Source organism: Bacillus sp. IBL03825 (genome assembly GCF_024712505.1).
Lineage (GTDB): Bacteria > Bacillota > Bacilli > Bacillales > Bacillaceae_G > Bacillus_A > Bacillus_A wiedmannii.
Map to the genome: position 1 here is coordinate 124950 of NZ_JAMXKE010000001.1, position 25051 is coordinate 150000.

Consider the following 25051-nt stretch of genomic DNA (forward strand, 5'->3'; position numbering starts at 1 on the left):
AAGGTTGCTGACACACCCGGCCGCTTTGCCATGGCATGGTGTGGGGAAATTTCCATGGAGAAGGTCTATTTTAGAAATAGGCGAACGAAGGAGGGAAAATAATGGCAAAAGAAAAAATTCGTATCCGTTTAAAAGCTTATGATCACCGTATTCTTGATCAATCAGCTGAGAAAATTGTAGAAACAGCTAAGCGTTCTGGGGCAACAGTTTCTGGTCCGATCCCATTACCAACTGAGAAGACTATTTACACAATTCTTCGTGCTGTTCATAAGTACAAAGATTCTCGTGAGCAATTCGAAATGCGCACACACAAACGTTTAATCGATATCGTGAGTCCTACTCCACAAACAGTAGATTCATTAATGCGTTTAGACTTACCGTCTGGTGTAGATATCGAAATCAAACTATAATTCATATAACTTAAAAATGTAGGAGGTGTAACTCATGACCAAAGGAATCTTAGGAAGAAAGATCGGTATGACTCAAGTATTTGCTGAGAACGGTGAGTTAATCCCAGTAACAGTTATCGCTGCTAATCCAAACGTTGTTCTTCAAAAGAAAACAACTGAAACTGATGGCTACAATGCAATCCAGTTAGGATTTGAAGATAAACGTGAAAAGTTAACTAACAAACCTGAACAAGGCCACACTGCTAAAGCATCTACAACTCCTAAGCGCTTCATTCGCGAAATCCGCGATGCAGACGTGGACGGATTAGAGGTTGGTCAAGAGGTAAAAGTTGAAGTTTTCGCTGCAGGTGAAATCGTTGACGTAACAGGAATTTCTAAAGGTAAAGGTTTCCAAGGTGTTATCAAACGCCACGGACAATCTCGCGGACCTATGTCTCATGGTTCTCGCTATCACCGTCGTCCAGGTTCAATGGGCCCAGTTGCTCCGAACCGTGTATTCAAAGGCAAAAAACTTGCTGGACGTATGGGTGGAGACCAAGTTACTATCCAAAACTTAGAAATCGTTCAAGTTGACACTGAGCGCAACTTATTACTAGTAAAAGGTAACGTTCCAGGTGCTAAGAAATCTCTTGTAGTTGTTCAAGGCGCTGTGAAGGTTAGCAAATAATTCACAATAGGAAGGAGGAATTCCAATGCCAAAAGTTACTGTATATAACCAAACTGGTTCACAGGTTGGTGAAATCGAATTAGCTGAAGCTATTTTCGGTATCGAACCAAATGAAGCTGTACTTTTCGAAGCTGTAATGATGCAACGTGCATCTTTACGTCAAGGTACACACAAAGTAAAAACTCGTTCTGAAGTTCGTGGTGGTGGTCGTAAACCATGGCGTCAAAAAGGAACTGGACGTGCTCGTCAAGGGTCTATCCGCTCTCCTCAATGGCGTGGTGGTGGTACGGTATTCGGACCTACACCAAGAAGCTATGCGTACAAACTTCCTAAGAAGGTTCGTCGTTTAGCAATCAAATCTGCATTAGCTACTAAAGTAGTTGAGAACAACATTGTAGTTCTTGAAGACCTAGTGTTAAATGCACCAAAAACAAAAGACATGCTAGCAGTACTTAAAGGATTAACTGTTGAGAAGAAAGCTCTTATCGTAACTGCTGATGCAAACGAATCTGTAGAGTTATCTGCTCGCAATATCCCTGGAGTAACAGTAATCACTGCTGATGGCGTAAACGTTTTAGACGTGCTTCATCATGATAAGCTAATCATGACAAAAGCGGCAGTGGAAAAAGTAGAGGAGGTGCTTGCATAATGAGAGATCCTCGTGATATCATTAAGCGCCCAGTTATCACTGAACGTTCTATGGAAATGATGGCTGAAAAAAAATACACGTTCGATGTGGACGTTAAATCTAATAAAACAGAAGTTAAAGATGCTCTTGAAGCGATCTTTGGTGTTAAAGTAGAAAAAGTGAACATCATGAACTACAAGCCGAAAGCAAAACGCGTTGGTCGTCACGCTGGTTTTACTAGCCGTCGTCGTAAAGCAATCGTTAAGCTAACTGCTGACAGCAAAGAAATCGAAATCTTCCAAGGCGTTTAATTCTTACTAAAGAAGGAGGGAAATTGAGATGGGAATTAAAAAGTATAATCCAACTACTAACGGTCGTCGTAATATGACTACGAATGATTTCGCTGAAATCACGACTGACAGACCAGAAAAGTCATTACTTGCTCCTTTAAGCAAGAAGGCTGGTCGTAATAACCAAGGTAAAATTACTGTACGTCATCAAGGTGGCGGACATAAGCGTCAATACCGTATCATCGACTTTAAGCGTAACAAAGATGGAATTCCAGGACGCGTTGCTACGATCGAATACGATCCAAACCGCTCTGCGAATATCGCATTAATTAACTACGTTGACGGTGAAAAACGTTACATTCTTGCTCCTAAATCTTTAGAAGTAGGTATGGAAGTTATGTCTGGCCCAGAAGCTGACATCAAAATCGGTAACGCATTACCATTAATCAACATTCCAGTAGGTACTGTTGTTCATAATATCGAGCTTAAGCCTGGTCGTGGCGGACAATTAGTTCGTTCTGCTGGTACATCTGCTCAAGTACTTGGTAAAGAAGGTAAATACGTACTTGTACGTTTAACTTCTGGTGAAGTACGTCTTGTATTATCTGCTTGTCGCGCTTCAATCGGTCAAGTAGGTAACGAACAACACGAACTTATCAAAATCGGTAAAGCAGGTCGCTCTCGCTGGTTAGGTAAACGCCCAACAGTTCGTGGTTCTGTAATGAACCCGGTTGATCACCCACACGGTGGTGGTGAAGGACGTTCTCCAATCGGACGTAAGTCTCCAATGTCTCCATGGGGTAAACCAACTCTTGGATTCAAGACTCGTAAGAAAAACAAAGCGTCTGACAAATTCATCGTTCGTCGTCGTAAAAAATAATGGGATTGTAGTACGGTTCATTTCTAGAACCGTACGCCAATCACGAAGGGAGGCACCAAAATGGCTCGTAGCTTAAAAAAAGGACCATTTGTCGATGATCACTTAATGAGCAAAATGGAAAAATTAGTTGCATCTGAGCAAAAACAAGTTGTTAAAACTTGGTCTCGCCGTTCAACAATCTTCCCTCAGTTCATCGGACACACAATCGCTGTATATGATGGTCGTAAACACGTACCTGTATACATCACTGAGGATATGGTTGGCCATAAGTTAGGTGAATTCGCACCAACTCGTACGTATAAAGGTCACCTTGCTGACGATAAGAAAACTAGAAGATAATGAGAGGAGGCACTTCAATGCAAGCTAAAGCAGTAGCGAGAACAGTTCGTATTGCTCCTCGTAAAGTTCGTTTAGTAGTAGACTTAATCCGAGGTAAGCAAGTGGGTGAAGCGATTGCTATCCTTAACCACACACCAAAAACTGCTTCTCCAGTTGTAGAGAAAGTTTTAAAATCTGCAATCGCAAATGCAGAGCACAATTATGAGATGGATATTAACAACCTAGTTGTTGAAAAAGTTTTCGTTGACGAAGGTCCAACGTTGAAACGTTTCCGTCCACGTGCAATGGGTCGTGCAAGCCAAATTAACAAACGCACAAGCCACATTACAGTTGTGGTATCAGAAAAGAAGGAGGGATAATCGATGGGTCAAAAGGTTAATCCAATTGGTCTTCGTGTCGGCGTTATCCGTGACTGGGAATCTCGTTGGTTCGCAGAGAAAGATTATGCTACATTATTACATGAAGACATCAAAATCCGTGAGTACATTACTGTACGCTTAAAAGATTCTGCTGTTGCTAAAGTAGAAATCGAACGTGCAGCAAATCGTGTAAATGTTACAATTCACACTGCAAAACCTGGTATGGTAATTGGTAAAGGTGGTACTGAAGTTGAAGCACTTCGTAAAGCACTTAACCAATTAACAGGCAAGCGTGTACACATCAACATTTTAGAAGTTAAGAGAGCTGATCTTAACGCTAAATTAGTAGGCGAAAACATCGCTCGTCAATTAGAAAACCGTGTATCATTCCGTCGTGCACAAAAGCAAGTTATTCAACGTGCTATGCGTGCAGGTGCTAAAGGTATTAAAACACAGGTTTCTGGTCGTCTTGGCGGAGCTGATATCGCTCGTGCAGAATCTTACAGTGAAGGAACTGTTCCACTTCATACACTTCGCGCTGATATTGACTATGCAGCAGTTGAAGCTGATACAACATACGGTAAATTAGGCGTAAAAGTATGGATCTACCGTGGAGAAGTCCTTCCTACAAAAAAGAAAGCTTCTGAGGAAGGAGGAAAATAATATGTTAATGCCAAAACGCGTAAAATATCGTAGAGAGCATCGTGGTAAAATGCGTGGTCGTGCAAAAGGTGGAACTGAAATTGCTTTCGGTGAATTCGGTTTACAAGCACAAGCTGCTTCATGGATTACAAACCGTCAAATCGAAGCTGCTCGTCGTGCAATGACTCGTTACATGAAACGTGGCGGTAAAGTATGGATTAAAATTTTCCCTTCTAAACCTTACACTGCAAAACCTCTAGAAGTACGTATGGGTTCCGGTAAAGGGGCACCAGAAGGCTGGGTAGCAGTAGTAAAACCTGGGAAAATTATGTTCGAAATCGCGGGTGTATCTGAAGAGGTAGCACGCGAAGCATTACGTCTTGCAGCTCACAAGTTACCTGTGAAATGTAAATTCGTAAAACGTGAAGAAAATGGTGGTGAATCTAATGAAAACTAATGATATTCGTGAATTAACCACTGCCGAAATCGAAACAAAAGTTAAAGCTTTAAAGGAAGAATTGTTCAATCTTCGCTTCCAACTTGCTACAGGACAATTAGAGAATCCAACTCGCATTCGTGAAGTGCGTAAAGCAATTGCTCGTATGAAAACTGTAGTTCGTGAAAGAGAGATCGGAATTAATCGATAAATTGAGGGGAGGTTTGCATAGTGAGCGAACGTAACCAACGCAAAGTTTATACTGGTCGTGTTGTGTCTGACAAAATGGACAAAACGATTACAGTTTTAGTTGAAACTTACAAAACTCATTCCTTGTACGGAAAACGTGTTAAGTATTCTAAGAAGTACAAAGCCCATGATGAGCAAAACCAAGCGAAACTTGGCGATATCGTTAAAATCATGGAAACTCGCCCGCTTTCTGCTACTAAGCGTTTCCGTTTAGTTGAAATCGTTGAAGAAGCGGTTATTATCTAAATAGACGAATCGGAATTTTTAGTCCGAAGGGAGGTTTCATAACATGATCCAACAAGAATCTCGTTTGAAAGTTGCTGACAACTCTGGTGCACGTGAACTTTTAACAATTAAAGTATTAGGCGGCTCTGGTCGTAAATATGCTAACATTGGTGACATTATCGTTGCTACGGTAAAACAAGCAACACCAGGTGGCGTTGTTAAAAAAGGTGACGTTGTTAAAGCAGTAGTGGTACGTACGAAGAGCGGAGCTCGTCGTCCGGACGGTTCTTATATCAAATTTGATGAAAACGCAGCGGTTATCATCAAAGACGATAAGAGCCCACGTGGTACTCGTATCTTCGGACCAGTAGCTCGTGAATTACGTGATAGCAACTTCATGAAGATCGTTTCTTTAGCTCCAGAAGTTCTATAATTTAAGGTATTGCCTTGCTAAGGAGGTGCAGAATTAAGATGCATGTAAAAAAAGGTGATAAAGTACAGGTAATCACTGGAAAAGACAAAGGAAAACAAGGCGTTATCCTTGTGGCTTTCCCAAAGCAAAACCGTGTTATCGTTGAGGGTGTTAACATCGTTAAAAAACACTCTAAGCCATCTCAATTAAATCCACAAGGTGGAATTATTACTAAAGAAGCACCTATTCACGTTTCTAACGTTATGGTTTTAGATCCGAAAACAGGTGAACCTACTCGTGTAGGCTTCAAAGTAGAAGATGGTAAAAAAGTTCGTATTGCAAAAAAATCTGGTGAATTATTAGATAAATAATTTTCTTAAGAAAGGAGGTCACTTCATTGAATCGCCTTAAAGAGAAGTTCCAAAAGGAAATTACTCCTGCTCTAGTGAGCAAGTTTAACTATAAATCTGTGATGGAAGTACCGAAAATCGAAAAGATCGTAATCAACACTGGTGTTGGTGACGCGGTATCTAACTCAAAAGCTTTAGACAATGCAGTAGAAGAATTAACACAAATCGCAGGTCAAAAACCTGTTGTAACTCGTGCTAAAAAATCAATCGCTGGTTTCCGTCTTCGTGAAGGTATGCCAATCGGTGCGAAAGTAACTTTACGCGGCGAGCAAATGTATGAGTTCTTCGACAAATTAGTATCAGTTTCTTTACCACGTGTACGTGATTTCCGTGGTGTTTCTAAGAAATCATTCGATGGTCGTGGGAACTACACATTAGGTGTTAAAGAGCAACTTATCTTCCCTGAGATCGATTATGATAAAGTAAGCAAAGTCCGCGGTATGGACATCGTAATCGTTACTACAGCGAAAACTGATGAAGAAGCTCGTGAACTTTTAACACAATTCGGTATGCCATTCCAAAAATAATGGAAGCCAACGCTAAGTAGAGGAGGCGAAAACGTGGCTAAAAAATCTATGATAGCGAAACAAAAGCGTACTCCTAAGTTTAAAGTACAAGAGTATACACGTTGCGAACGCTGCGGTCGTCCGCATTCTGTATACCGCAAATTTAAGCTTTGCCGTATTTGTTTCCGTGAACTTGCATATAAAGGTCAAATTCCTGGTGTTAAAAAAGCTAGTTGGTAAAACCCACAAATGGGAAGGAGGTAAAACACATGGTGATGACAGATCCAATTGCAGACATGCTTACTCGCATCCGTAATGCGAACATGGTACGTCATGAGAAATTAGAGGTTCCTGCTTCTAAAATCAAAAAAGAGATCGCTGAACTTTTAAAACGTGAAGGTTTCATTCGTGATGTAGAATACATCGAGGATAACAAACAAGGTATCCTTCGTATTTTCCTGAAATATGGTGCAAACAATGAACGTGTAATCACTGGATTAAAACGTATCAGTAAACCTGGCTTACGCGTTTACGCTAAAGCTGATGAAGTACCACGTGTACTTAACGGATTAGGTATCGCTCTTGTTTCTACATCTAAGGGAGTAATGACAGACAAAGACGCTCGTCAATTACAAACTGGTGGAGAAGTAGTAGCATACGTTTGGTAATATATATTTAAAACGAACGGAGGTGTGACCACATGTCTCGTATTGGTAAAAAGATTCTTGAAATCCCTGCAGGTGTTACTATTACAATTGCAGAAGACAATACTGTAACAGTAAAAGGCCCTAAAGGTGAATTAACTCGTAAATTCAATGCTGATATGTCTATCAAAATTGAAGAAAATACACTAACAGTTGAGCGTCCATCTGAACAGAAGGAACACCGTGCATTACACGGTACAACTCGTGCTTTAATCGGAAACATGGTTGAAGGTGTAACTGCAGGTTTCGCACGCGGACTTGAATTAGTCGGTGTTGGTTACCGTGCTCAAAAACAAGGAGATAAACTTGTTTTAAGCGTAGGTTATTCTCATCCAGTAGAAATGACTCCGGAAGCAGGTCTTGAAGTTGAAGTACCTGTACCAACTAAAATCGTAATCAAAGGTATCGACAAGCAACGTGTTGGCGAATTTGCTGCTAACATCCGTGCTGTACGTGCTCCTGAGCCTTATAAAGGTAAAGGTATTCGTTACGAAGGCGAAGTTGTTCGTCGTAAAGAAGGTAAAACTGCTAAGTAAACCCGTTAGGTGAGAGAAAGGAGTGACAAGAATGATCACTAAAGCTGATAAAAATGCGACTCGTAAGAAAAGACATGCACGTGTACGTGCTAAACTTACTGGTACTGCAGAACGTCCACGTTTAAACGTGTTCCGTTCTAACCAACATATTTACGCTCAAGTTATTGATGATGTAAATGGTGTAACGTTAGTAAGTGCATCTACTCTTGATAAAGACCTTGCTCTTAACGGTACTAGCAATACTGAAGCTGCTACGAAAGTAGGAGAATCAGTTGCTAAGCGTGCTGTAGAGAAAGGCGTTAAAGAAGTAGTATTCGATCGCGGTGGTTACTTATACCATGGCCGTGTTAAAGCTCTAGCTGAGGCTGCTCGTGAGGCTGGATTACAATTTTAATGGTCAAAGGAGGGAAAATTGATGCATCGCATTGACCCAAGTAAATTAGAACTTGAAGAACGTGTAGTTACGATAAATCGTGTCGCGAAAGTTGTTAAGGGTGGTCGTCGTTTCCGCTTTGCTGCACTAGTTGTAGTTGGCGATAAAAACGGTCATGTTGGATTCGGTACTGGTAAAGCACAAGAGGTACCAGACGCAATCCGCAAAGCTATCGAAGACGCTAAGAAAAACTTAATCGCTGTACCATTAGTTGGTACAACAATTCCACACACAATCAACGGTCATTTTGGAGCTGGTGAAGTATTCTTAAAACCTGCTGCTGAAGGTACTGGTGTTATTGCTGGTGGACCTGTTCGTGCGGTACTTGAATTAGCTGGTGTACAAGATATTCTTTCGAAATCTCTTGGTTCTAACACACCAATCAACATGATTCGCGCTACTGTGAACGGATTAAGCGAACTTAAGCGCGCTGAAGATGTTGCAAAATTACGCGGTAAATCTGTAGAAGAGCTACTAGGTTAAGGAGGGAAAACAAATGGCGAAAAAGTTAGAAATTACCCTCACTCGTAGTGTAATTGGTCGTCCACAAGATCAACGTGCGACGGTAGAAGCTTTAGGTCTTAAAAAGTTGAATTCAACTGTAGTTAAGGAAGAAACTCCTGCTATTCTTGGTATGATCAACAAAGTTTCTCACCTTATAACTGTAAAAGAAGCTTAAGGATAACTCATTAATATAAGGAGGTGCCTGGGAATGAAACTTCATGAATTAAAACCTGCAGAAGGTTCTCGTAAAGTACGTAACCGTGTCGGTCGTGGTATCGGTTCTGGTAACGGTAAAACTGCTGGTAAAGGTCATAAAGGACAAAACGCACGTTCTGGTGGCGGTGTTCGTCTTGGCTTCGAAGGTGGTCAAACTCCATTATTCCGTCGTTTACCAAAACGCGGCTTCACAAACATTAACCGTAAAGAGTTTACTATTGTAAACTTATCAACGTTAAATCGTTTTGAAGATGGTACAGAAGTAACACCTGAATTATTGCTGGAAACTGGCGTTATCAGCAAGTTAAACGACGGTGTTAAAATTCTTGCAAGCGGCGCAGTAGAGAAAAAATTAACTGTTAAAGCGCACAAGTTCTCTTCAAGTGCTAAAGAAGCAATTGAAGCAGCTGGCGGATCAGTTGAGGTGATCTAATGTTTCGTACAATCTCCAACTTTATGCGCGTTGCTGAGATAAGACGTAAAATATTATTCACTTTAGCGATGTTAATCGTATTCAGGATTGGCACGTTTATCCCAGTGCCATTTACAAATGGAGACGTACTGAAAGCACAAGATCAATTAAATGCCTTAGGTATCCTAAATACATTTGGCGGTGGCGCCTTGAAAAACTTCTCCATCTTTGCGATGGGAATCATGCCGTATATTACAGCATCCATCATCGTGCAATTATTGCAGATGGATGTTGTTCCTAAATTTTCGGAATGGTCGAAGCAAGGTGAAATGGGCCGTCGTAAACTAACGCAATTCACGCGTTATTTTACAATTGTTCTTGCGTTTATTCAGGGGTTTGGTATGTCAATCGGTTTTAACGGTATGGTAGGTGGGCAATTAATTTTGAATCCTGGTTGGAGCACTTATTTATACATTGCTACGGTACTGACTGCTGGTACTGCATTTTTAATGTGGTTAGGTGAACAGATTACAGCTAAAGGTGTAGGTAATGGTATTTCCATCCTTATCTTTGGCGGTATTGCCGCAGCGATCCCAAGTGTTATATCTCAAGTGTATCAACAACAGTTTCAAAATATCGGAGATCAATTGTTCATGAGTATCGTTAAAGTTGCATTGATCTTACTAGCTGTGCTAGCGGTTATTGTTGGTGTTATTTTCATTCAACAGGCTGTTAGAAAGATCCCAATTCAATATGCGAAGCGTGTAACAGGAGGGAATGGGAATCATGCTGGAGCACAAAACACACATTTACCGCTTAAGGTAAATAGTGCGGGTGTTATTCCAGTCATTTTTGCTGTTTCATTCTTAATTACGCCTCCAACTATTGCACAGTTCTTCCCGAATCATGATGTATCGCAGTGGATCATTGCAAACTTTAACTATTCTCACCCAGTGGGAATGATCATATATGTTGCGCTCATTGTAGCCTTCACATATTTCTATGCGTTTGTTCAGGTTAATCCAGAGCAAATGTCAGAGAATCTAAACAAACAAGGTGGATATGTTCCAGGTATTCGTCCGGGTAAGAATACGGAACAATATCTAACAAAAATCTTGTATCGTTTGACCTTTGTAGGATCAATTTTCCTAGCAGCGATTGCAATCTTACCAGTTATCTTTACGAAATTGGGAAATCTTCCTCCATCTGCACAGATTGGTGGAACGAGTATGTTAATCGTTGTCGGCGTTGCTTTAGAAACAATGAAGCAGCTAGAAAGCCAACTGGTAAAACGCCATTACAAAGGGTTTATCAAGCAATGAGTAAGTGGGAAGAATCGTCTTCCCTACATGCTCATGTACTCTGAGGGGGAACAAGGATGAACTTAATTTTAATGGGGCTTCCTGGTGCTGGTAAAGGTACACAAGCCGAACAGATTGTTGCCAAGTATAACATCCCTCACATTTCAACAGGAGATATGTTCCGTGCAGCTATGAAGGCTGAAACTGAAATGGGTCTACAAGCAAAATCTTTTATTGATAAAGGTGCACTTGTTCCAGATGAAGTTACAATCGGAATCGTTCGTGAACGTTTAAGTCAGGAAGACTGCGTAAGAGGTTTCTTACTAGACGGTTTCCCACGAACTGTTGCACAAGCATCAGCTCTTGAAGAGATTATGAAAGATCTTGGTAAAAAAATCGACTATGTTTTAAACATTAATGTGGATTCAGGGTTGTTATTAACACGCCTTACAGGCCGTCGCATTTGTAAAGAGTGCGGTGCGACTTACCACTTAGAATTCAATCCGCCAGCAAAAGCTGATGTGTGCGATAAATGTGGTGGCGAATTATATCAACGCTCTGATGACAATGAAGAAACTGTGGCAAATCGTTTAGATGTAAATATTAAGCAAACAAAACCTTTGCTTGATTTCTACGAAGAGCTTGGTTACTTACAAAGCATTAATGGTGAGCAAAATATCAATAAAGTATTTGCTGATATCGATGTTCTCATCGGAGGCTTAGCGTAATGATCATCTGCAAAACTCCTCGCGAGATAGAAATCATGCGAGAAGCTGGCAGGATCGTTGCTTTAACTCATCAAGAGTTGAAACAGCATATTACTCCAGGAATTACAACGAAAGAGCTCGATCAAATAGCGGAAAAGACGATTCGAAAATATGGTGCTACGCCATCTTTTAAAGGATACAACGGATTTCCGGGGAGCATATGTGCTTCTGTAAATGAAGAGCTTGTACACGGAATTCCAGGGAAGCGCAAGCTCGAAGAGGGCGATATCATCAGTATCGATATTGGTGCGAAATACAATGGGTACCATGGAGATTCTGCATGGACGTATCCAGTTGGAAACATTTCTGAATCTGTTCAAAAGCTACTTGATGTCACAGAAAAATCGTTGTATCTTGGTCTAGAACAAGTAAAACCAGGCGAAAGATTATCAAATATCTCACATGCGGTTCAAACCCATGCTGAAGAGAATGGGTTCTCGATCGTTAGGGAGTATGTTGGTCACGGAATCGGGCAAGACTTACATGAGGACCCTCAAATCCCGCACTATGGTCCACCAAATAGAGGCCCTAGATTAAAGCCGGGAATGGTCATCTGTGTTGAGCCGATGGTGAATCAAGGAAGACGATATGTAAAAACACTATCTGATGACTGGACAGTGGTAACGGTAGATGGTAAATGGTGTGCACACTTTGAGCACACGATTGCTCTTACAGAAGCAGGATACGAAATCCTTACCACTTTATAAGTAGCTGGCTCTCCGGGATTTCAGAGCAGTGTAAAATGTTACTGATTTGAAGAAGGGAGAACTATTGAATGGCTAAAGATGATGTAATTGAAGTCGAAGGTACCGTTCTTGAAACGTTGCCAAATGCTATGTTCAAAGTAGAATTAGAGAATGGGCATGTCGTATTGGCTCACGTTTCTGGTAAAATCCGTATGAACTTCATTCGTATTTTACCAGGAGACAAAGTTACGGTAGAATTATCTCCGTACGATTTAAATCGTGGTCGTATTACGTACCGTTTTAAATAATATAGCACTCCGTAATCTTTAAGGAGGTTCGAGACATGAAAGTAAGACCGTCAGTTAAACCAATCTGCGAAAAATGTAAAGTTATTCGTAGACGTGGAAAAGTAATGGTTATTTGTGAAAACCCTAAACATAAACAAAAACAAGGTTAATCAGAAGGAGGTGCATTCAGAATGGCACGTATCGCAGGTGTAGATATTCCTCGAGACAAACGCGTTGTTATTTCTTTAACTTACGTATTCGGCATTGGTCGCACAACTGCTGAAAAAATTCTAACTGAAGCTGGTATTTCTTCAGAAACACGAGTTCGTGATTTAACGGAAGACGAACTAGGACGTATCCGTGATATCATCGATCGTATTAAAGTTGAGGGAGACCTTCGTCGTGAAGTATCTCTTAACATTAAACGTCTAATGGAGATCGGTTCTTACCGTGGTCTTCGTCACCGTCGTGGTTTACCAGTTCGTGGTCAAAACTCTAAAAACAATGCTCGTACACGTAAAGGTCCACGTCGTACAGTAGCAAATAAAAAGAAATAATAAGTAAAGGAGGTTGAACTAACAATGGCACGTAAAACAAACACTCGTAAAAAACGTGTGAAAAAGAATATTGAAGCTGGTATAGCTCATATTCGTTCTACTTTCAACAACACAATCGTAACACTTACAGATACTCATGGTAACGCACTTTCTTGGTCTAGTGCTGGTGCACTTGGTTTCCGTGGATCTCGTAAGTCTACTCCATTCGCTGCGCAAATGGCTGCTGAAGCTGCTGCTAAAGTTGCAATGGAGCACGGTTTAAAAACTTTAGAGGTTACTGTTAAAGGTCCTGGTGCTGGTCGTGAAGCTGCAATTCGTGCTCTTCAAGCTGCAGGTCTAGAAGTAACAGCAATTAGAGATGTTACTCCAGTTCCTCATAATGGATGTCGTCCACCAAAACGTCGTCGTGTGTAATTTTTCTGTATAGAATTTTCCCTTTTGTCTATAATGGATATGATGCATTATCGAGAAATTTCGTACAGAAACATCGCTTGTTGTGCACAATCGGGAACTGCCTAAGGGGGACTTTCGGTTAGACAGGGGGTATCCCTTTGTTTAACCGGGGTTTCGACGTTTTGAAGGAGGGTTTAGTTAATGATTGAAATCGAAAAGCCGAAAATCGAAACGGTTGAACTTAACGAAGATGCTAAATATGGTAAATTCGTAATTGAACCGCTTGAGCGTGGATATGGTACTACTTTGGGTAACTCCTTACGTCGTATTCTTTTATCCTCACTCCCTGGTGCCGCTGTTACTGCTATCCAAATCGATGGCGTATTACATGAATTTTCAACAGTTGAGGGCGTAGTAGAAGACGTTACGACGATCATCTTAAACTTGAAAAAGTTAGCTCTTAAAATCTACTCTGAAGAAGAGAAGACGTTGGAAATTGATGTGCAGGGCGAAGGTATTGTCACAGCTGCTGATATTACTCATGATAGTGATGTAGAAATCTTAAATCCAGATTTACACATTGCAACGTTAGCAAAAAATGCGCATTTCCGCATGCGTTTAACTGCAAAGCGTGGCCGTGGGTATACGCCAGCTGATGCAAATAAAAGCGAAGATCAACCAATAGGAGTAATTCCTATTGATTCTATTTATACTCCAGTATCACGTGTGACTTACCAAGTGGAAAAGACACGTGTCGGACAAGTGGCTAATTATGATAAGCTTACGCTTGATGTATGGACGGATGGAAGCATCGGGCCAAAAGAAGCTATCTCTTTAGGTGCCAAAATCTTAACTGAGCATTTAAATATCTTTGTTGGTTTAACTGATGAAGCACAAAATGCTGAGATTATGGTCGAGAAGGAAGAAGATCAAAAAGAGAAAGTTCTTGAGATGACTATCGAAGAACTAGATCTTTCTGTTCGTTCTTATAATTGCCTAAAACGTGCAGGAATTAATACTGTACAAGAGCTTGCGAACAAAACAGAAGAAGATATGATGAAAGTTCGTAACTTAGGACGTAAATCCTTAGAAGAAGTTAAACATAAACTTGAGGAATTAGGTTTAGGTTTACGTAAAGACGACTGAGGATTTAAACCCATCAACAAAGGAGGGAACTACGAATGGCATACAGAAAATTAGGCCGTACAAGTGCGCAACGTAAAGCTATGTTACGTGATTTAGCTACTGATTTAATTATCAACGAGCGCATCCAAACGACAGAAACTCGTGCAAAAGAACTTCGTTCTGTAGTGGAAAAAATGATCACTTTAGGTAAACGCGGAGATCTTCACGCTCGTCGTCAAGCAGCAGCTTTCATTCGCAATGAAGTAGCTAACGCTGAGACTGGTCAAGATGCACTTCAAAAATTATTCGCTGATGTAGCTCCACGCTATGCTGAGCGCCAAGGCGGATACACTCGTATTGCAAAAATTGGTCCACGTCGCGGAGACGCAGCACCAATGGTAATTATCGAGTTAGTATAATGATAATTAAAAGGGCAGGACAGTTCTTTTCAAGAAACTGGTCATGGCCCTTTTTTTTAAATATAAAAATAGGCTAACTTGGCGAAGGAAAGGGTGCCTTGTATTGAAAAAAGAGAAACTTCGGACAGAAAATATATCATTTCAATATCCTGGGGCAGCCACTTATGCATTAAAAGATGTTTCATTTTCCTTGTATGAGGGAGAATGGGTATCTGTTATTGGACAAAACGGTTCAGGGAAGTCTACACTTGCAAAATTATTGAATGGTTTGTTTTTGCCGGAAACAGGGACTATTACAGTAAATGATACAATGGTTTTATCTGAGGAAACGGTATGGGATGTTCGAAAACAAATTGGTATGGTATTTCAAAATCCAGATAATCAATTTGTTGGAACGACAGTGCAAGACGACGTTGTCTTTGGCTTAGAGAATATCGGAATGCCAAGAGAGAAAATGGTAGAAAGATTAGATCAGGCCCTCAAACTTGTCCGTATGGAAGATTTTCTTAATGATGAACCTCATTCGTTATCTGGTGGGCAAAAGCAGCGAGTGGCAATAGCAGGCGTTTTAGCACTTCAGCCATCTATTTTGATATTAGATGAAGCAACGTCAATGCTAGATCCTCAAGGGAGACGTGAAGTAGTAGAAACGGTTAGACAACTTGTTAATCAAAAAGGTATTACCGTGTTATCAATTACGCACGATTTAGAAGAAGCGGCACAATCAGACCGTGTCATTATTTTAAATAAGGGAGAAATATTAGAGGAAGGGACTCCAAAGCAAATCTTCAAGTCCTCTCATATGCTCCAAGAAATTGGATTAGATGTACCCTTTTCAGTGAAAATAGCAGAATTATTAAAAAGAAATGAAATTCTCTTGCAAAATACGCATCTTACAATGGAAAGCTTGGTGAACGAACTTTGGAGATTACATTCCAAAAAGTAGAACATCGTTATCAATATAAAACTCCATTTGAAAGACGCGCACTTTATGATGTAGACGTGTCGTTTCCAAGTGGGGGCTATTATGCCATTATCGGTCATACTGGTTCAGGTAAGTCGACGATGATTCAACATTTAAATGGTTTATTGCAGCCGACGAATGGCACAGTTCAAATTGGTGAACATTTCATTTCGGCAGGAAAGAAAGAAAAAAAGCTAAAGCCACTACGTAAAAAGGTAGGGGTTGTCTTTCAATTCCCAGAACATCAGTTGTTTGAAGAGACTGTGGAGAAAGATATTTGTTTCGGCCCTACTAATTTTGGGGTATCTGTAGAAGAAGCGAAGCAAAAGGCAAGAGAGGCAATTGAACTTGTAGGGTTAGAGCCGGAACTGTTAACACGTTCACCGTTTGAGTTAAGTGGTGGGCAAATGAGGCGTGTTGCGATAGCGGGTGTATTGGCGATGGAACCCGAAGTGCTTGTATTAGATGAACCTACAGCAGGACTAGATCCAAAAGGGCAGAATGAACTTATGGAGATGTTTTATAAGCTGCATAAGGAAAAAGGTCTTACAGTTATCCTAGTAACACATAATATGGAGGATGCTGCTAAGTATGCGGAGCAGATTGTAGTCATGCATAAAGGAACGGTCTTTTTGCAAGGAAGTGCAGAGGAAGTATTTTCACATGCTGATGAACTAGAGAAAATTGGCGTGGATCTTCCTATGTCTTTAAAGTATAAACGTGCAATTGAAGAGAAGTTTGGCATTTCAATCCCAAAGGCTACCTTATCTTTAGAGGATCTTACTCATGAAGTTGTGCAGGTGTTACGAAAAGGTGGTCATGAATCATGCAGCAGTTGATTATTGGAAGATATATTCCAGGGAAGTCTCTTATTCATCAACTCGACCCACGTACGAAGCTGCTGATTGTCTTTTTATATGTATTTGTTGTTTTCTTAGCAAATAATGCGATTTCATATGGATTTTTATTTTTATATGCACTCATTGCTTTATTTTTTGCAAAAGTGCCGATTCGTTATGTACTTTCGGGCTTAAAACCAATTCTATGGATTTTTCTTTTTACATTTTTCCTGCATATTTTTACAAATAAAGAAGGGGAAGTACTATTCCAGCTTGGTTGGTTTTCGATACATGAAAAAGGATTAGAGCAAGGGATATACATTTCTATACGATTCTTCGTTATTATTTTAATGACGACATTATTAACGTTAACGACGACACCTATTGAGATTACAGATGGTTTGGAGACGTTATTAAAGCCGTTGAAACGTATAAAAGTTCCTGTTCATGAAATCGCATTAATGATGTCAATTTCTCTTCGTTTTATTCCGACATTAATGGATGAAACGAGTAAAATAATGAAGGCACAAGCTTCACGTGGTATTGATTTCGCAGGAGGACCGATAAAAGATAGGATGAAAGCTATTATCTCACTACTCGTTCCTCTATTTATCAGTGCTTTTAAGCGTGCTGAGGACTTAGCGATTGCTATGGAAGCACGTGGGTATCAAAATGGCGAAGGACGTACTAAATTTAGGCAACTACGCTGGAAAACAAGCGATACAGTAACGATTATAAGCTTACTTTGTTTAGCTTGTATTTTGGCATGGGTGCGATCGTAATGGAGAATAGAGAAATGGATAGAATAAAATGTACGGTTGCATATGATGGCATGCATTTTTGTGGTTATCAAATTCAGCCGCAGCATCGTACTGTTCAACAAGAGATTGAGAAAGCTTTGCAGAAATTGCATAAAGGAGAACTTGTTCGTGTTCAGGCATCGGGCAGAACGGATTCTACCGTTCACGCCAAAGGACAAGTCATACACTTTGATACACCGTTGTCTCTTGAAGAGTGGCAATGGAGTAATGCATTAAACACAATGTTGCCAGATGATATTGTTATCAGACAGGTAGAGAAAAAAACAGAAGAATTTCATGCGCGTTACGGTGTCGAGAGAAAAGAATATCGTTATCGTGTATTATTATCAAAGACTGCGGATGTATTCCGTAGAAATTACGTATATCAATATCCATATCCGCTCGAAATAAGCTCTATAAGAAAAGCGATTCCTTATTTTATTGGAACGCATGATTTCACTTCTTTTTGTTCGGCAAAAACTGACAAAAAAGATAAAGTGCGAACGATTTATGAAATTGAGTTAATTGAGCAAGGCGATGAATTAATTTTTCGTTTTGTAGGTAATGGATTTTTATATAATATGGTCAGAATTATTGTTGGTACGTTACTGAGCGTAGGGCAAGGAAAGCTTGATCCTGATAGCATTCCAGAGATTTTAGCGAAACAAAATCGTCAGTTTGCTGGAAAGATGGCTCCAGGTCATGGACTTTACTTATGGCAGGTAAACTATAACAACTAATCCTGGTGTAACATTTGCTTGACATTAGAAACTCAAAAGTATATCATAACATATGGTATTGTTTCTAAAACCACGATTAGCCCCGGAAGGAAATCGTGTTTAAGATAAACAATAGATTTTTTCTATGGAAAAGATAACGAGGAGGGAAACACATGCGTACGACTTTTATGGCAAAAGCTAACGAAGTTGAGCGTAAATGGTATGTGGTTGATGCTGAAGGTCAAACTTTAGGTCGCCTATCTACTGAAGTAGCATCTATTTTACGCGGTAAAAACAAACCTACATTTACACCACACGTTGACACGGGTGATCATGTAATTATTATTAACGCTGAGAAAATTCATTTAACAGGTAATAAATTAAACGATAAAATTTACTACCGTCACACTAACCACCCAGGTGGACTTAAGCAAAGAACAGCTCTAGAAATGCGTACAAACTACCCTGTACAAATGTTAGAGCTTGCAATTAAAGGGATGCTTCCAAAAGGACGTTTAGGACGTCAAGTATCTAAGAAATTAAACGTGTATGCTGGAGCAGAGCATCCACACCAAGCACAAAAACCAGAAGTTTACGAACTTCGCGGATAATCAATTAAAGGAGGGCTTACTTTGGCACAGGTTCAATACTATGGCACTGGACGTCGTAAGAGTTCAGTAGCGCGCGTACGCCTAGTTCCAGGCGAAGGACGCGTTATCATTAACGGTCGTGATTTTGAAAACTATATCCCATTTGCTGCATTACGTGAAGTAGTGAAACAACCTCTAGTTGCAACAGAAACTTTAGGTAACTACGATGTACTTGTAAACGTAAATGGTGGTGGATACACTGGTCAAGCTGGTGCTATTCGTCACGGTATTTCTCGCGCTTTATTAAAAGCTGATCCAGAATACCGTCTAACACTAAAACGTGCAGGTCTATTAACTCGTGACGCACGTATGAAAGAGCGTAAAAAATACGGTCTTAAAGGCGCACGTCGTGCACCTCAGTTCTCAAAACGTTAATTTTTGCGAACTACAAACCCCAACCATTTTGGTTGGGGTTTTTTTATGTTTTATTCCTCTTTTGTAATTTTGTAGTTTGGAATATTTTAGTGCTATTCTCTCGCGTATGCTTCTTCTTTAGAAGTTTAGACTAATACGTATTAGGGAGGTTTATAAGTACTATGAATGTCATTGTCAGCTTACAAGAAAAACAAAAAGAAAAGCAGTTGAAATATGAACGGAAGATGCTGCGAGAATTATCATTAAAAACATTACGTTCAAATATTAGGGATGCCTTTCAGATGCAGGAACTTCATCGTCAGTATGAAGATTACTGTATTGAATTAGGGATAGAGTCGTATTTATTAGGAGCGAGATACAGTAAGTTTGGTTATTATGGTGAATCATTCTTTGATGTGAAATATAGAGCCTTAGAAGAAGAGCAACAATTAACGGAAACATTATTCCAATTTTTAACGAGCATGACTATGCGGGAAATTAAGTTACAAGATGAGGAATTACTTTTTGAATCTTGTCAGCAGTTTATTGGCTTATGGTGGCAAGAAGGATATGAAAAAGGTGAAAGAAGATATCGATTAAAGCTTCATTAAGACAAGCATAAACTTTCCTCTTGTCCCATATAAGTAATTAGAGGGACTAGCTGGAGGAGGAAAGGTATGAAGAGAATTCGAATTATCTCTTTTGCACTCGCTGCGGTTGTTTTGTTTTTTTTAGTCAAACAAGAATTTCAAATTACAAAATCGTGGCGAGCTTGGAATTTACCCTTATCAGGGAAAGTGATTGTATTAGATGCTGGGCATGGTGGGCCAGACGGAGGGGCTGTTGGTGGAAAAGATATTATAGAAAAAGATATTACGCTTGAGATTACAAAGAAGGTACAAGATTATTTACAAGAACAAGGTGCACTAGTTATTTTAACACGTGAGGGAGATTATGATTTAGCTCAGAAAGATACAAAATCATATAGTAGACGTAAAGCAGAGGATTTAAAAAAGCGTGTAGAGATTATTAATAAACCTGATGTAGACTTTTTTGCGAGCATTCATTTAAATGCTTTAACTAGCAGTGGATCGAAAGGCGCACAAACGTTCTACTACCGTTCTTCGGTTGAAAATGAACGTGCTGCGAAATTTATACAAGCTGAATTGAGAACAAGTTTAGAGAATACGAATCGTTCTGCTAAAACAATTTCTCATGTGTATTTATTAAAGTATGCGAAAACACCAGGTGCTCTAATTGAAGCTGGCTTTTTATCGAATGTAAACGAAAGGTATATGTTAAATTCGGAGAAATATCAGCAAAAGGTAGCGGCTGCAGTATATCGTGGTATATTACGTTATTTCACGGAAAAAGGAAATCCTCCAGAATAAGGAGGATTTTTTGAGTTTCTCTCGTTAACGAAGTTTTCCGAAAATATGTTATACTGGAAATGTAAACGCATTTATTTCAAAAATAAAGAGAGATAAATTTAATTAACATTACGTTATTTTTCATACAGGGGGCTGGGCTAACTATGGTAACGAAAGAGCAAGTAGTGGAAGCGTTAGAAGGGATTGTAGATCCGTTTTTACATAAAACGTTAAAAGAAACAGGGGCAATTAAAGAGGTAACAGTCAAGCCTGAGAAGGAACATGTAAGTGTTAAAATTGCAATTGTAAAAACCGGTACAGCGGAACAAATGCAATTGCAATCTGGAATTGTAAAGTTAGTAAAAGAACTAGGGGCAGCAACAGTAGGGCTTCGCTTTGCGGAATTTACAGAAGAGGAATTAGCTCAGTTTGCACCGGAACAGGAAGAAGAGCAAACTGAATCTTTATTGTCGCCAAATTCAAAAACGACATTTTTAGCAGTAGCGAGTGGAAAAGGTGGAGTCGGAAAATCAACAGTTTCTGTTAACCTTGCTATTGCTCTAGCTCGTCTAGGTAAAAAGGTCGGTATCATTGATGCCGATATTTATGGTTTTAGCGTACCGGATATGATGGGGATAGAAAAACGTCCTGTTGTAAGAGGGGATAAAATTATTCCAGTGGAGCGTCTAGGTGTAAAGGTAATCTCAATGGGATTCTTTGTAGAGGATAACGCACCGGTTATTTGGAGAGGACCTATGCTTGGGAAAATGTTAAATCACTTCTTCACAGAAGTAGAATGGGGCGATTTAGACTATTTAGTTTTAGATTTACCACCGGGCACAGGTGATGTTGCGCTAGACTTGCATTCGATGTTGCCGGCTTGTAAAGAGATTATTGTAACAACGCCACATCCAACAGCGGCATTTGTAGCAGCGCGTGCTGGAGCTATGGCTTTACGTACAGAACATAGCATTCTTGGCGTTGTTGAAAATATGGCGTATTTTGAAAGTAAAACAACTGGTGAAAAAGAATATGTGTTTGGAAGAGGTGGAGGAGATAAATTGGCTGCAGAACTTCAAACAGAAGTACTTGGCCGAATCCCGCTTCAACAACCTGATTGGAATAAAGAAGACTTTGCGCCGTCAGTATACGAAGATACACATACGACAGGCCTTATTTATCGCACGATAGCTGAGACAGTGATTGATAAAATAGCTGTTGCGCAAAAATAAAATAATAACGAGTGGACAATACATATATTGTCCACTCATTATTATAATCATTATTTTTACTGCTGTTCCTTTTTACCGTCTTGGGAACCACCTTCACCGCCAGCTTCCTTTTTATCAGATCCACTTTTTTCGGCTTTTTCTACACCTTTACTAATAATGTCAATCATCTTAGCTTGGAAGAGTGGGCTTTCAGCAGTTTCTGTTAATACTTGTTGTAAATATTGACGGTATTCTTTGCTCTTCATCGTTTGTAACATCATTTTTTCTACTTCTGGGTTTTTCATAATTTCTATAACGCCAGCTTGGTATTCAGGGTCTTTTAGTAATGTTTTCATTAAGGTTGTTTGTTCTTTCCCCATACTTTTAGCGAACTTTGATGAGAACTCAGGGTCTTTAAAGAGCTTTTCCCAAAATTGTTGCCCTTTGTCGGATACCATTGCATCTTCAATCGTTTTCTTTACTACTGTTTCATCTAGTATGAGTGCTTGTTTCATTTTTTCATCAGTTAATACATCTTGAATAGCCTTCTTACCTTGATCGGTTTTTAAAATATCAACAATCATTTTCTTTGTTTGATCGTAATCAAGTTCGGACTTTGCTTCTTTTTCTTGTGCACATGCTACAAGTACAAGAAATAGAAAAGAAGAAGTCAAAACGAGCAGCATCCGTTTCATAAGTTGGAACTCCTTTCAGCACAGTTCTCTCTTTTTAATATAAATATCTTTAAGGAATTTATACATGAACATGGCTAGCTTTTTGAAATTGTCATTGATACAATTTAATTAGAAATATAAGGATAATGGGGGATGTGTTGTGAATAGCCGCAAGTGGGTACGACTATTTTTTACGACGTTGTTTCTTGGTGGGATTAGCACGGTCATTATTGGGTTTGTTTTGGAGTGGGACAAGTACGCTAAATTTTTTCAAAATTTCGACGGAAAGGAGATTTTAGCAGTTTCCTTCTGGTTGATGGGTGTAGGATTTATTTTTAGTGTTATAAGTCAAATGGGGTTCTTTGCCTATTTAACAATCCATCGTTTTGGACTGGGGATGTTCAGGTCACCTTCTTTATGGAATGCAGTCCAGCTCTTCTTTATTGCATTCGTTTTATTTGATTTCGTGTACTTAAGATCCGTATTGATTGCAAATGGGGAAGTTTCGTTAGGGAATAACATACTTGTTGCTGGTGTGTTATTTGTGTTTGGGGCGATTGTTGCTTACATAAAAAGTAAAGAAACAAATAGAAAGGCATTTGTGCCCGCTTTGTTCTTTATGGTTGTTGTAACAATTCTTGAGTGGGTACCAGCGCTTCGTATTAATGATACAGATTGGTTGTATTTAATGGTGATACCACTTTTATTATGTAATGCATATCAGTTACTTATATTACATCGTTTAATTGGAAAGACGAGTAAGTCGGCTTAAGTAAGAGAGGTTTTGGGTTTTTATACAGAGGGTAGTTGTACGAATGCAAATATCGGGATGAAAAAAGCTCTATTACCTTAATGATAGGTAGTAGAGCTTTTTATGTGTGAAGGCACGAGGGAAAAGAATTACCTTACATCTTCACTTTTTGTACTTGTGTTAGAAATAAGTTGTGATACCGATATTTGCTCATATCCGTCACTCTTTAATTTTTGCAGAAGCAGTGGTAAAGCTTTATTTGTTTGGAGGGCAGAATCAGATGCATGTAATAAGACGATATCTCCACCTTTTAAATTAGTAGAGACATTGGAAACGATATTGTTTACACCTGGGTTTTTCCAGTCGTTTGAGTTATTACTCCAATGGACGATGGTGTATCCGAGTGATTCTGCTATTTTAAGTGTTGCTTTGTTAAAGTCTCCACTAGGTGGACGTAATAGTTTGACTTGTTTCACACCGAGTTTTGTAAAAACATCTTGTGCTCGTAAAAGATCTCTTCGTATTTCATTTGTCTCTAGAGAAGTGTAGGACGTGTAATTATAACCCATACTACCGATTTCATGTCCATCTTTTATGATGCGTTCAATAACATCAGGGTGTCTTTCTGCCCATGCAGCAGAAAGGAAGAAGGTTGCATTCTTAATGTCTCTTTCTTTAAGTGTATCAAGGATTGGAATTGCTTTTTTGTCTCCCCAACTAATATCAAACGTGAATGCAACTTGTTTTTTAGAGGTGTCTCCTTTGTAAATAACTTTAGGTCCTGTCGCAGTTGAAAAAGCAGATTCATGTGAATATGTTTTCAAAAAGAGAAGCCATGCTGTAAATAAGGAAAGTATCACTATTAAGCTAATGTGTTTAAAAGCTCGTTTACTCGTAATAAAAAAGAAAAACATAATATTACGCCCCTTTGTCCAATCCTTTTCAGTTACATATATGCTTTATATATTAAAAAGAGAACAAAGGATTAATATCGTAAGCAGTGGATATAATGAATGATAGGATTTTGATAAGGGAAAATGAGCGGAACGTTTATTGCTTTGTAAGAAATGATTGAGGTGATGATTTGCTTGGGTTTATGTTAACGAAAGAAGAGAAAAAAGAAATGGAATACATATTGAAGAGAGAGTTAGAAGAACTTTTATTTGATTTTGAAGATGAACGTATTCATGACGTTGTAAAAAAGGCGATGGAAGAAAGATATAAAATCATTTTTTGTTTGTTTCGAAGAGTCGCTAATGCAGAAGAATGTATGCGTTATGTAAGGAAAAGAACTTTTTATTAAAAAGTGTTGACGTTAATGGTTATTATATGATAAATTAATAACCGTCGCTGATGCAGAAACGCAGAAAACGACAAAAAAGAAATTGAAAAACTTAGTTGACATCGAAAAACGAAGATGTTAACATAAGGAAGTCGCAAATGAGCGACCAAGTAGTTCTTTGAAAACTGAACGAAACAAACAACGTGAAACGTCAATTTTTATTTTTAGATGCTAGACAAACTAACTTTATTGGAGAGTTTGATCCTGGCTCAGGATGAACGCTGGCGGCGTGCCTAATACATGCAAGTCGAGCGAATGGATTGAGAGCTTGCTCTCAAGAAGTTAGCGGCGGACGGGTGAGTAACACGTGGGTAACCTGCCCATAAGACTGGGATAACTCCGGGAAACCGGGGCTAATACCGGATAACATTTTGAACTGCATGGTTCGAAATTGAAAGGCGGCTTCGGCTGTCACTTATGGATGGACCCGCGTCGCATTAGCTAGTTGGTGAGGTAACGGCTCACCAAGGCAACGATGCGTAGCCGACCTGAGAGGGTGATCGGCCACACTGGGACTGAGACACGGCCCAGACTCCTACGGGAGGCAGCAGTAGGGAATCTTCCGCAATGGACGAAAGTCTGAC

General features: G+C 39.5%; 43 protein-coding genes and 1 rRNA gene (1 of these 44 running past the window's edge). 42 read left to right on the forward strand and 2 right to left on the reverse strand.

Annotated elements, in window-relative coordinates; genetic code table 11:
• Positions 1-101: 101 nt before the first annotated feature.
• The 39 genes from rpsJ to NHG49_RS00850 all read left to right on the forward strand — a co-directional run bounded on the left by rpsJ (position 102) and on the right by NHG49_RS00850 (position 21721).
• Complete coding sequence (gene rpsJ / locus NHG49_RS00660) at positions 102-410, forward strand: 30S ribosomal protein S10 (protein WP_001040595.1); 309 nt, start codon at positions 102-104, stop codon at positions 408-410.
• Positions 411-444: 34 nt separating this feature from the next.
• Positions 445-1077, forward strand: coding sequence for a 50S ribosomal protein L3 (gene rplC / locus NHG49_RS00665; protein WP_000160209.1), 633 nt, complete (start codon positions 445-447; stop codon positions 1075-1077).
• Positions 1078-1102: 25 nt separating this feature from the next.
• On the forward strand, positions 1103-1726 hold the full coding sequence (rplD, locus tag NHG49_RS00670; RefSeq protein ID WP_001127258.1) for a 50S ribosomal protein L4: 624 nt from the start codon (positions 1103-1105) through the stop codon (positions 1724-1726).
• A complete protein-coding gene (gene rplW, locus NHG49_RS00675; RefSeq protein ID WP_001205558.1) occupies positions 1726-2016 on the forward strand; it encodes a 50S ribosomal protein L23 in 291 nt (96 codons plus the stop codon). The genes rplD and rplW overlap by 1 nt, the downstream gene beginning before the upstream one ends.
• A gap of 28 nt (positions 2017-2044) precedes the next feature.
• Complete coding sequence (rplB, locus tag NHG49_RS00680) at positions 2045-2875, forward strand: 50S ribosomal protein L2 (protein WP_000511583.1); 831 nt, start codon at positions 2045-2047, stop codon at positions 2873-2875.
• Between the two features lie 60 nt (positions 2876-2935).
• Positions 2936-3214 carry a 30S ribosomal protein S19 gene (rpsS, locus tag NHG49_RS00685; protein ID WP_000124454.1) on the forward strand — a complete coding sequence of 93 codons (279 nt, stop codon included), beginning with the start codon at positions 2936-2938 and terminating at the stop codon, positions 3212-3214.
• Positions 3215-3231: 17 nt separating this feature from the next.
• Entirely contained in the window at positions 3232-3573 is a 342-nt protein-coding gene (gene rplV / locus NHG49_RS00690; protein WP_001148024.1) for a 50S ribosomal protein L22, read from the forward strand.
• Positions 3574-3576: 3 nt separating this feature from the next.
• Positions 3577-4236 (forward strand): 30S ribosomal protein S3, encoded by a 660-nt coding sequence (rpsC, locus tag NHG49_RS00695; RefSeq protein ID WP_000529958.1) that lies wholly within the window; start codon positions 3577-3579, stop codon positions 4234-4236.
• Position 4237: 1 nt separating this feature from the next.
• Positions 4238-4672 (forward strand): 50S ribosomal protein L16, encoded by a 435-nt coding sequence (gene rplP, locus NHG49_RS00700; protein WP_000928969.1) that lies wholly within the window; start codon positions 4238-4240, stop codon positions 4670-4672.
• Positions 4662-4862, forward strand: coding sequence for a 50S ribosomal protein L29 (rpmC, locus tag NHG49_RS00705; protein WP_000855718.1), 201 nt, complete (start codon positions 4662-4664; stop codon positions 4860-4862). Before rplP ends, rpmC begins: the two co-directional genes overlap by 11 nt.
• 20 nt (positions 4863-4882) lie before the next feature.
• Positions 4883-5146, forward strand: coding sequence for a 30S ribosomal protein S17 (gene rpsQ, locus NHG49_RS00710; protein WP_000004106.1), 264 nt, complete (start codon positions 4883-4885; stop codon positions 5144-5146).
• 43 nt (positions 5147-5189) lie between these two features.
• Complete coding sequence (rplN, locus tag NHG49_RS00715) at positions 5190-5558, forward strand: 50S ribosomal protein L14 (RefSeq protein WP_000615912.1); 369 nt, start codon at positions 5190-5192, stop codon at positions 5556-5558.
• A 38-nt stretch (positions 5559-5596) separates the two neighbouring features.
• On the forward strand, positions 5597-5908 hold the full coding sequence (gene rplX / locus NHG49_RS00720) for a 50S ribosomal protein L24 (protein WP_000558201.1): 312 nt from the start codon (positions 5597-5599) through the stop codon (positions 5906-5908).
• A gap of 26 nt (positions 5909-5934) precedes the next feature.
• Positions 5935-6474: a 50S ribosomal protein L5 gene (gene rplE, locus NHG49_RS00725; protein WP_001080829.1), complete on the forward strand. Its 540-nt coding sequence runs from the start codon at positions 5935-5937 to the stop codon at positions 6472-6474.
• Positions 6475-6507: 33 nt separating this feature from the next.
• Positions 6508-6693: a 30S ribosomal protein S14 gene (gene rpsN, locus NHG49_RS00730; RefSeq protein ID WP_001085700.1), complete on the forward strand. Its 186-nt coding sequence runs from the start codon at positions 6508-6510 to the stop codon at positions 6691-6693.
• A gap of 29 nt (positions 6694-6722) precedes the next feature.
• Positions 6723-7121: a 30S ribosomal protein S8 gene (gene rpsH / locus NHG49_RS00735; protein ID WP_000245511.1), complete on the forward strand. Its 399-nt coding sequence runs from the start codon at positions 6723-6725 to the stop codon at positions 7119-7121.
• Between the two features lie 32 nt (positions 7122-7153).
• On the forward strand, positions 7154-7693 hold the full coding sequence (gene rplF, locus NHG49_RS00740) for a 50S ribosomal protein L6 (protein WP_064475101.1): 540 nt from the start codon (positions 7154-7156) through the stop codon (positions 7691-7693).
• 31 nt (positions 7694-7724) lie between these two features.
• Entirely contained in the window at positions 7725-8087 is a 363-nt protein-coding gene (gene rplR, locus NHG49_RS00745) for a 50S ribosomal protein L18 (RefSeq protein WP_000628818.1), read from the forward strand.
• A 21-nt stretch (positions 8088-8108) separates the two neighbouring features.
• On the forward strand, positions 8109-8609 hold the full coding sequence (gene rpsE, locus NHG49_RS00750) for a 30S ribosomal protein S5 (protein WP_000554646.1): 501 nt from the start codon (positions 8109-8111) through the stop codon (positions 8607-8609).
• Positions 8610-8622: 13 nt separating this feature from the next.
• On the forward strand, positions 8623-8805 hold the full coding sequence (rpmD, locus tag NHG49_RS00755; protein WP_001085231.1) for a 50S ribosomal protein L30: 183 nt from the start codon (positions 8623-8625) through the stop codon (positions 8803-8805).
• Positions 8806-8838: 33 nt separating this feature from the next.
• Entirely contained in the window at positions 8839-9279 is a 441-nt protein-coding gene (gene rplO / locus NHG49_RS00760; RefSeq protein ID WP_000766083.1) for a 50S ribosomal protein L15, read from the forward strand.
• Positions 9279-10580: a preprotein translocase subunit SecY gene (gene secY, locus NHG49_RS00765; protein ID WP_000490119.1), complete on the forward strand. Its 1302-nt coding sequence runs from the start codon at positions 9279-9281 to the stop codon at positions 10578-10580. The genes rplO and secY overlap by 1 nt, the downstream gene beginning before the upstream one ends.
• 56 nt (positions 10581-10636) lie before the next feature.
• Entirely contained in the window at positions 10637-11287 is a 651-nt protein-coding gene (locus NHG49_RS00770) for an adenylate kinase (protein WP_258125446.1), read from the forward strand.
• A complete protein-coding gene (gene map / locus NHG49_RS00775) occupies positions 11287-12033 on the forward strand; it encodes a type I methionyl aminopeptidase (protein WP_000582542.1) in 747 nt (248 codons plus the stop codon). The genes NHG49_RS00770 and map overlap by 1 nt, the downstream gene beginning before the upstream one ends.
• 68 nt (positions 12034-12101) lie before the next feature.
• Positions 12102-12320: a translation initiation factor IF-1 gene (gene infA, locus NHG49_RS00780; protein WP_001029884.1), complete on the forward strand. Its 219-nt coding sequence runs from the start codon at positions 12102-12104 to the stop codon at positions 12318-12320.
• Positions 12321-12355: 35 nt separating this feature from the next.
• Entirely contained in the window at positions 12356-12469 is a 114-nt protein-coding gene (rpmJ, locus tag NHG49_RS00785; protein ID WP_000868344.1) for a 50S ribosomal protein L36, read from the forward strand.
• 21 nt (positions 12470-12490) lie between these two features.
• Positions 12491-12856 (forward strand): 30S ribosomal protein S13, encoded by a 366-nt coding sequence (gene rpsM, locus NHG49_RS00790; protein ID WP_000090790.1) that lies wholly within the window; start codon positions 12491-12493, stop codon positions 12854-12856.
• Positions 12857-12880: 24 nt separating this feature from the next.
• Positions 12881-13270, forward strand: a complete 390-nt coding sequence (rpsK, locus tag NHG49_RS00795; protein ID WP_000101797.1) for a 30S ribosomal protein S11 — start codon at positions 12881-12883, stop codon at positions 13268-13270.
• Positions 13271-13450: 180 nt separating this feature from the next.
• Positions 13451-14395: a DNA-directed RNA polymerase subunit alpha gene (locus NHG49_RS00800; RefSeq protein ID WP_000569644.1), complete on the forward strand. Its 945-nt coding sequence runs from the start codon at positions 13451-13453 to the stop codon at positions 14393-14395.
• Between the two features lie 35 nt (positions 14396-14430).
• Positions 14431-14793, forward strand: coding sequence for a 50S ribosomal protein L17 (rplQ, locus tag NHG49_RS00805; protein WP_000331490.1), 363 nt, complete (start codon positions 14431-14433; stop codon positions 14791-14793).
• A gap of 103 nt (positions 14794-14896) precedes the next feature.
• Positions 14897-15739, forward strand: coding sequence for an energy-coupling factor ABC transporter ATP-binding protein (locus NHG49_RS00810; protein WP_064475103.1), 843 nt, complete (start codon positions 14897-14899; stop codon positions 15737-15739).
• Positions 15715-16596, forward strand: a complete 882-nt coding sequence (locus NHG49_RS00815) for an energy-coupling factor ABC transporter ATP-binding protein (protein WP_000406519.1) — start codon at positions 15715-15717, stop codon at positions 16594-16596. Before NHG49_RS00810 ends, NHG49_RS00815 begins: the two co-directional genes overlap by 25 nt.
• The gene (locus NHG49_RS00820) at positions 16584-17378 is read left to right on the forward strand and encodes an energy-coupling factor transporter transmembrane component T family protein (protein WP_064475104.1); all 795 of its coding nucleotides are present in this window, start codon (positions 16584-16586) and stop codon (positions 17376-17378) included. The genes NHG49_RS00815 and NHG49_RS00820 overlap by 13 nt, the downstream gene beginning before the upstream one ends.
• A 14-nt stretch (positions 17379-17392) precedes the next feature.
• A complete protein-coding gene (truA, locus tag NHG49_RS00825; RefSeq protein ID WP_002096935.1) occupies positions 17393-18136 on the forward strand; it encodes a tRNA pseudouridine(38-40) synthase TruA in 744 nt (247 codons plus the stop codon).
• A 152-nt stretch (positions 18137-18288) separates the two neighbouring features.
• Positions 18289-18726 (forward strand): 50S ribosomal protein L13, encoded by a 438-nt coding sequence (gene rplM / locus NHG49_RS00830; protein WP_001260795.1) that lies wholly within the window; start codon positions 18289-18291, stop codon positions 18724-18726.
• Between the two features lie 21 nt (positions 18727-18747).
• Positions 18748-19140: a 30S ribosomal protein S9 gene (rpsI, locus tag NHG49_RS00835; protein ID WP_000079986.1), complete on the forward strand. Its 393-nt coding sequence runs from the start codon at positions 18748-18750 to the stop codon at positions 19138-19140.
• A gap of 161 nt (positions 19141-19301) precedes the next feature.
• The gene (locus tag NHG49_RS00840; RefSeq protein ID WP_001101006.1) at positions 19302-19730 is read left to right on the forward strand and encodes a YbaK family protein; all 429 of its coding nucleotides are present in this window, start codon (positions 19302-19304) and stop codon (positions 19728-19730) included.
• A 66-nt stretch (positions 19731-19796) separates the two neighbouring features.
• The gene (gene cwlD, locus NHG49_RS00845; RefSeq protein ID WP_000822446.1) at positions 19797-20510 is read left to right on the forward strand and encodes an N-acetylmuramoyl-L-alanine amidase CwlD; all 714 of its coding nucleotides are present in this window, start codon (positions 19797-19799) and stop codon (positions 20508-20510) included.
• A gap of 143 nt (positions 20511-20653) precedes the next feature.
• A complete protein-coding gene (locus tag NHG49_RS00850) occupies positions 20654-21721 on the forward strand; it encodes an Mrp/NBP35 family ATP-binding protein (protein WP_064475105.1) in 1068 nt (355 codons plus the stop codon).
• Positions 21722-21777: 56 nt separating this feature from the next.
• Here NHG49_RS00850 and gerD read toward each other — a convergent pair whose 3' ends face one another.
• Positions 21778-22395: a spore germination protein GerD gene (gerD, locus tag NHG49_RS00855; RefSeq protein WP_064475106.1), complete on the reverse strand. Its 618-nt coding sequence runs from the start codon at positions 22393-22395 to the stop codon at positions 21778-21780.
• A gap of 139 nt (positions 22396-22534) precedes the next feature.
• Here gerD and kbaA point away from each other — a divergent pair, with 139 nt between their 5' ends.
• Positions 22535-23146, forward strand: coding sequence for a KinB signaling pathway activation protein KbaA (gene kbaA / locus NHG49_RS00860; protein ID WP_046958112.1), 612 nt, complete (start codon positions 22535-22537; stop codon positions 23144-23146).
• Between the two features lie 128 nt (positions 23147-23274).
• Here kbaA and pdaB read toward each other — a convergent pair whose 3' ends face one another.
• The gene (pdaB, locus tag NHG49_RS00865; RefSeq protein ID WP_064475108.1) at positions 23275-24039 is read right to left on the reverse strand and encodes a polysaccharide deacetylase family sporulation protein PdaB; all 765 of its coding nucleotides are present in this window, start codon (positions 24037-24039) and stop codon (positions 23275-23277) included.
• A gap of 170 nt (positions 24040-24209) precedes the next feature.
• Between pdaB and NHG49_RS00870 the strand changes: the two genes are divergently transcribed.
• On the forward strand, positions 24210-24428 hold the full coding sequence (locus tag NHG49_RS00870) for a hypothetical protein (protein WP_000900298.1): 219 nt from the start codon (positions 24210-24212) through the stop codon (positions 24426-24428).
• Between the two features lie 225 nt (positions 24429-24653).
• Positions 24654-25051, forward strand: a 16S ribosomal RNA gene (locus NHG49_RS00875); it runs 1154 nt beyond the window's last position.

Bases quoted from the DNA above. Each gene is read 5' to 3' on its own strand.
- NHG49_RS00820 (WP_064475104.1), top strand. From the start codon at position 16,584: ATGCAGCAGTTGATTATTGGAAGATATATTCCAGGGAAGTCTCTTATT.
- rplC (WP_000160209.1), top strand. From the start codon at position 445: ATGACCAAAGGAATCTTAGGAAGAAAGATCGGTATGACTCAAGTATTT.
- rplV (WP_001148024.1), top strand. From the start codon at position 3,232: ATGCAAGCTAAAGCAGTAGCGAGAACAGTTCGTATTGCTCCTCGTAAA.
- rplB (WP_000511583.1), top strand. From the start codon at position 2,045: ATGGGAATTAAAAAGTATAATCCAACTACTAACGGTCGTCGTAATATG.
- rplM (WP_001260795.1), top strand. From the start codon at position 18,289: ATGCGTACGACTTTTATGGCAAAAGCTAACGAAGTTGAGCGTAAATGG.
- rpsJ (WP_001040595.1), top strand. From the start codon at position 102: ATGGCAAAAGAAAAAATTCGTATCCGTTTAAAAGCTTATGATCACCGT.
- rplD (WP_001127258.1), top strand. From the start codon at position 1,103: ATGCCAAAAGTTACTGTATATAACCAAACTGGTTCACAGGTTGGTGAA.
- NHG49_RS00800 (WP_000569644.1), top strand. From the start codon at position 13,451: ATGATTGAAATCGAAAAGCCGAAAATCGAAACGGTTGAACTTAACGAA.
- rplX (WP_000558201.1), top strand. From the start codon at position 5,597: ATGCATGTAAAAAAAGGTGATAAAGTACAGGTAATCACTGGAAAAGAC.
- rpsE (WP_000554646.1), top strand. From the start codon at position 8,109: ATGCATCGCATTGACCCAAGTAAATTAGAACTTGAAGAACGTGTAGTT.
- rpmD (WP_001085231.1), top strand. From the start codon at position 8,623: ATGGCGAAAAAGTTAGAAATTACCCTCACTCGTAGTGTAATTGGTCGT.
- secY (WP_000490119.1), top strand. From the start codon at position 9,279: ATGTTTCGTACAATCTCCAACTTTATGCGCGTTGCTGAGATAAGACGT.
- rpmJ (WP_000868344.1), top strand. From the start codon at position 12,356: ATGAAAGTAAGACCGTCAGTTAAACCAATCTGCGAAAAATGTAAAGTT.
- NHG49_RS00770 (WP_258125446.1), top strand. From the start codon at position 10,637: ATGAACTTAATTTTAATGGGGCTTCCTGGTGCTGGTAAAGGTACACAA.
- rplN (WP_000615912.1), top strand. From the start codon at position 5,190: ATGATCCAACAAGAATCTCGTTTGAAAGTTGCTGACAACTCTGGTGCA.
- infA (WP_001029884.1), top strand. From the start codon at position 12,102: ATGGCTAAAGATGATGTAATTGAAGTCGAAGGTACCGTTCTTGAAACG.
- cwlD (WP_000822446.1), top strand. From the start codon at position 19,797: ATGAAGAGAATTCGAATTATCTCTTTTGCACTCGCTGCGGTTGTTTTG.
- NHG49_RS00840 (WP_001101006.1), top strand. From the start codon at position 19,302: ATGAATGTCATTGTCAGCTTACAAGAAAAACAAAAAGAAAAGCAGTTG.
- gerD (WP_064475106.1), bottom strand. From the start codon at position 22,395: ATGAAACGGATGCTGCTCGTTTTGACTTCTTCTTTTCTATTTCTTGTA.
- rplW (WP_001205558.1), top strand. From the start codon at position 1,726: ATGAGAGATCCTCGTGATATCATTAAGCGCCCAGTTATCACTGAACGT.
- rplQ (WP_000331490.1), top strand. From the start codon at position 14,431: ATGGCATACAGAAAATTAGGCCGTACAAGTGCGCAACGTAAAGCTATG.
- rpsK (WP_000101797.1), top strand. From the start codon at position 12,881: ATGGCACGTAAAACAAACACTCGTAAAAAACGTGTGAAAAAGAATATT.
- NHG49_RS00850 (WP_064475105.1), top strand. From the start codon at position 20,654: ATGGTAACGAAAGAGCAAGTAGTGGAAGCGTTAGAAGGGATTGTAGAT.
- rpsS (WP_000124454.1), top strand. From the start codon at position 2,936: ATGGCTCGTAGCTTAAAAAAAGGACCATTTGTCGATGATCACTTAATG.
- rpsM (WP_000090790.1), top strand. From the start codon at position 12,491: ATGGCACGTATCGCAGGTGTAGATATTCCTCGAGACAAACGCGTTGTT.
- rplP (WP_000928969.1), top strand. From the start codon at position 4,238: ATGTTAATGCCAAAACGCGTAAAATATCGTAGAGAGCATCGTGGTAAA.
- truA (WP_002096935.1), top strand. From the start codon at position 17,393: ATGGATAGAATAAAATGTACGGTTGCATATGATGGCATGCATTTTTGT.
- rplR (WP_000628818.1), top strand. From the start codon at position 7,725: ATGATCACTAAAGCTGATAAAAATGCGACTCGTAAGAAAAGACATGCA.
- pdaB (WP_064475108.1), bottom strand. From the start codon at position 24,039: ATGTTTTTCTTTTTTATTACGAGTAAACGAGCTTTTAAACACATTAGC.
- rplF (WP_064475101.1), top strand. From the start codon at position 7,154: ATGTCTCGTATTGGTAAAAAGATTCTTGAAATCCCTGCAGGTGTTACT.
- rpmC (WP_000855718.1), top strand. From the start codon at position 4,662: ATGAAAACTAATGATATTCGTGAATTAACCACTGCCGAAATCGAAACA.
- rpsH (WP_000245511.1), top strand. From the start codon at position 6,723: ATGGTGATGACAGATCCAATTGCAGACATGCTTACTCGCATCCGTAAT.
- map (WP_000582542.1), top strand. From the start codon at position 11,287: ATGATCATCTGCAAAACTCCTCGCGAGATAGAAATCATGCGAGAAGCT.
- rpsC (WP_000529958.1), top strand. From the start codon at position 3,577: ATGGGTCAAAAGGTTAATCCAATTGGTCTTCGTGTCGGCGTTATCCGT.
- rplO (WP_000766083.1), top strand. From the start codon at position 8,839: ATGAAACTTCATGAATTAAAACCTGCAGAAGGTTCTCGTAAAGTACGT.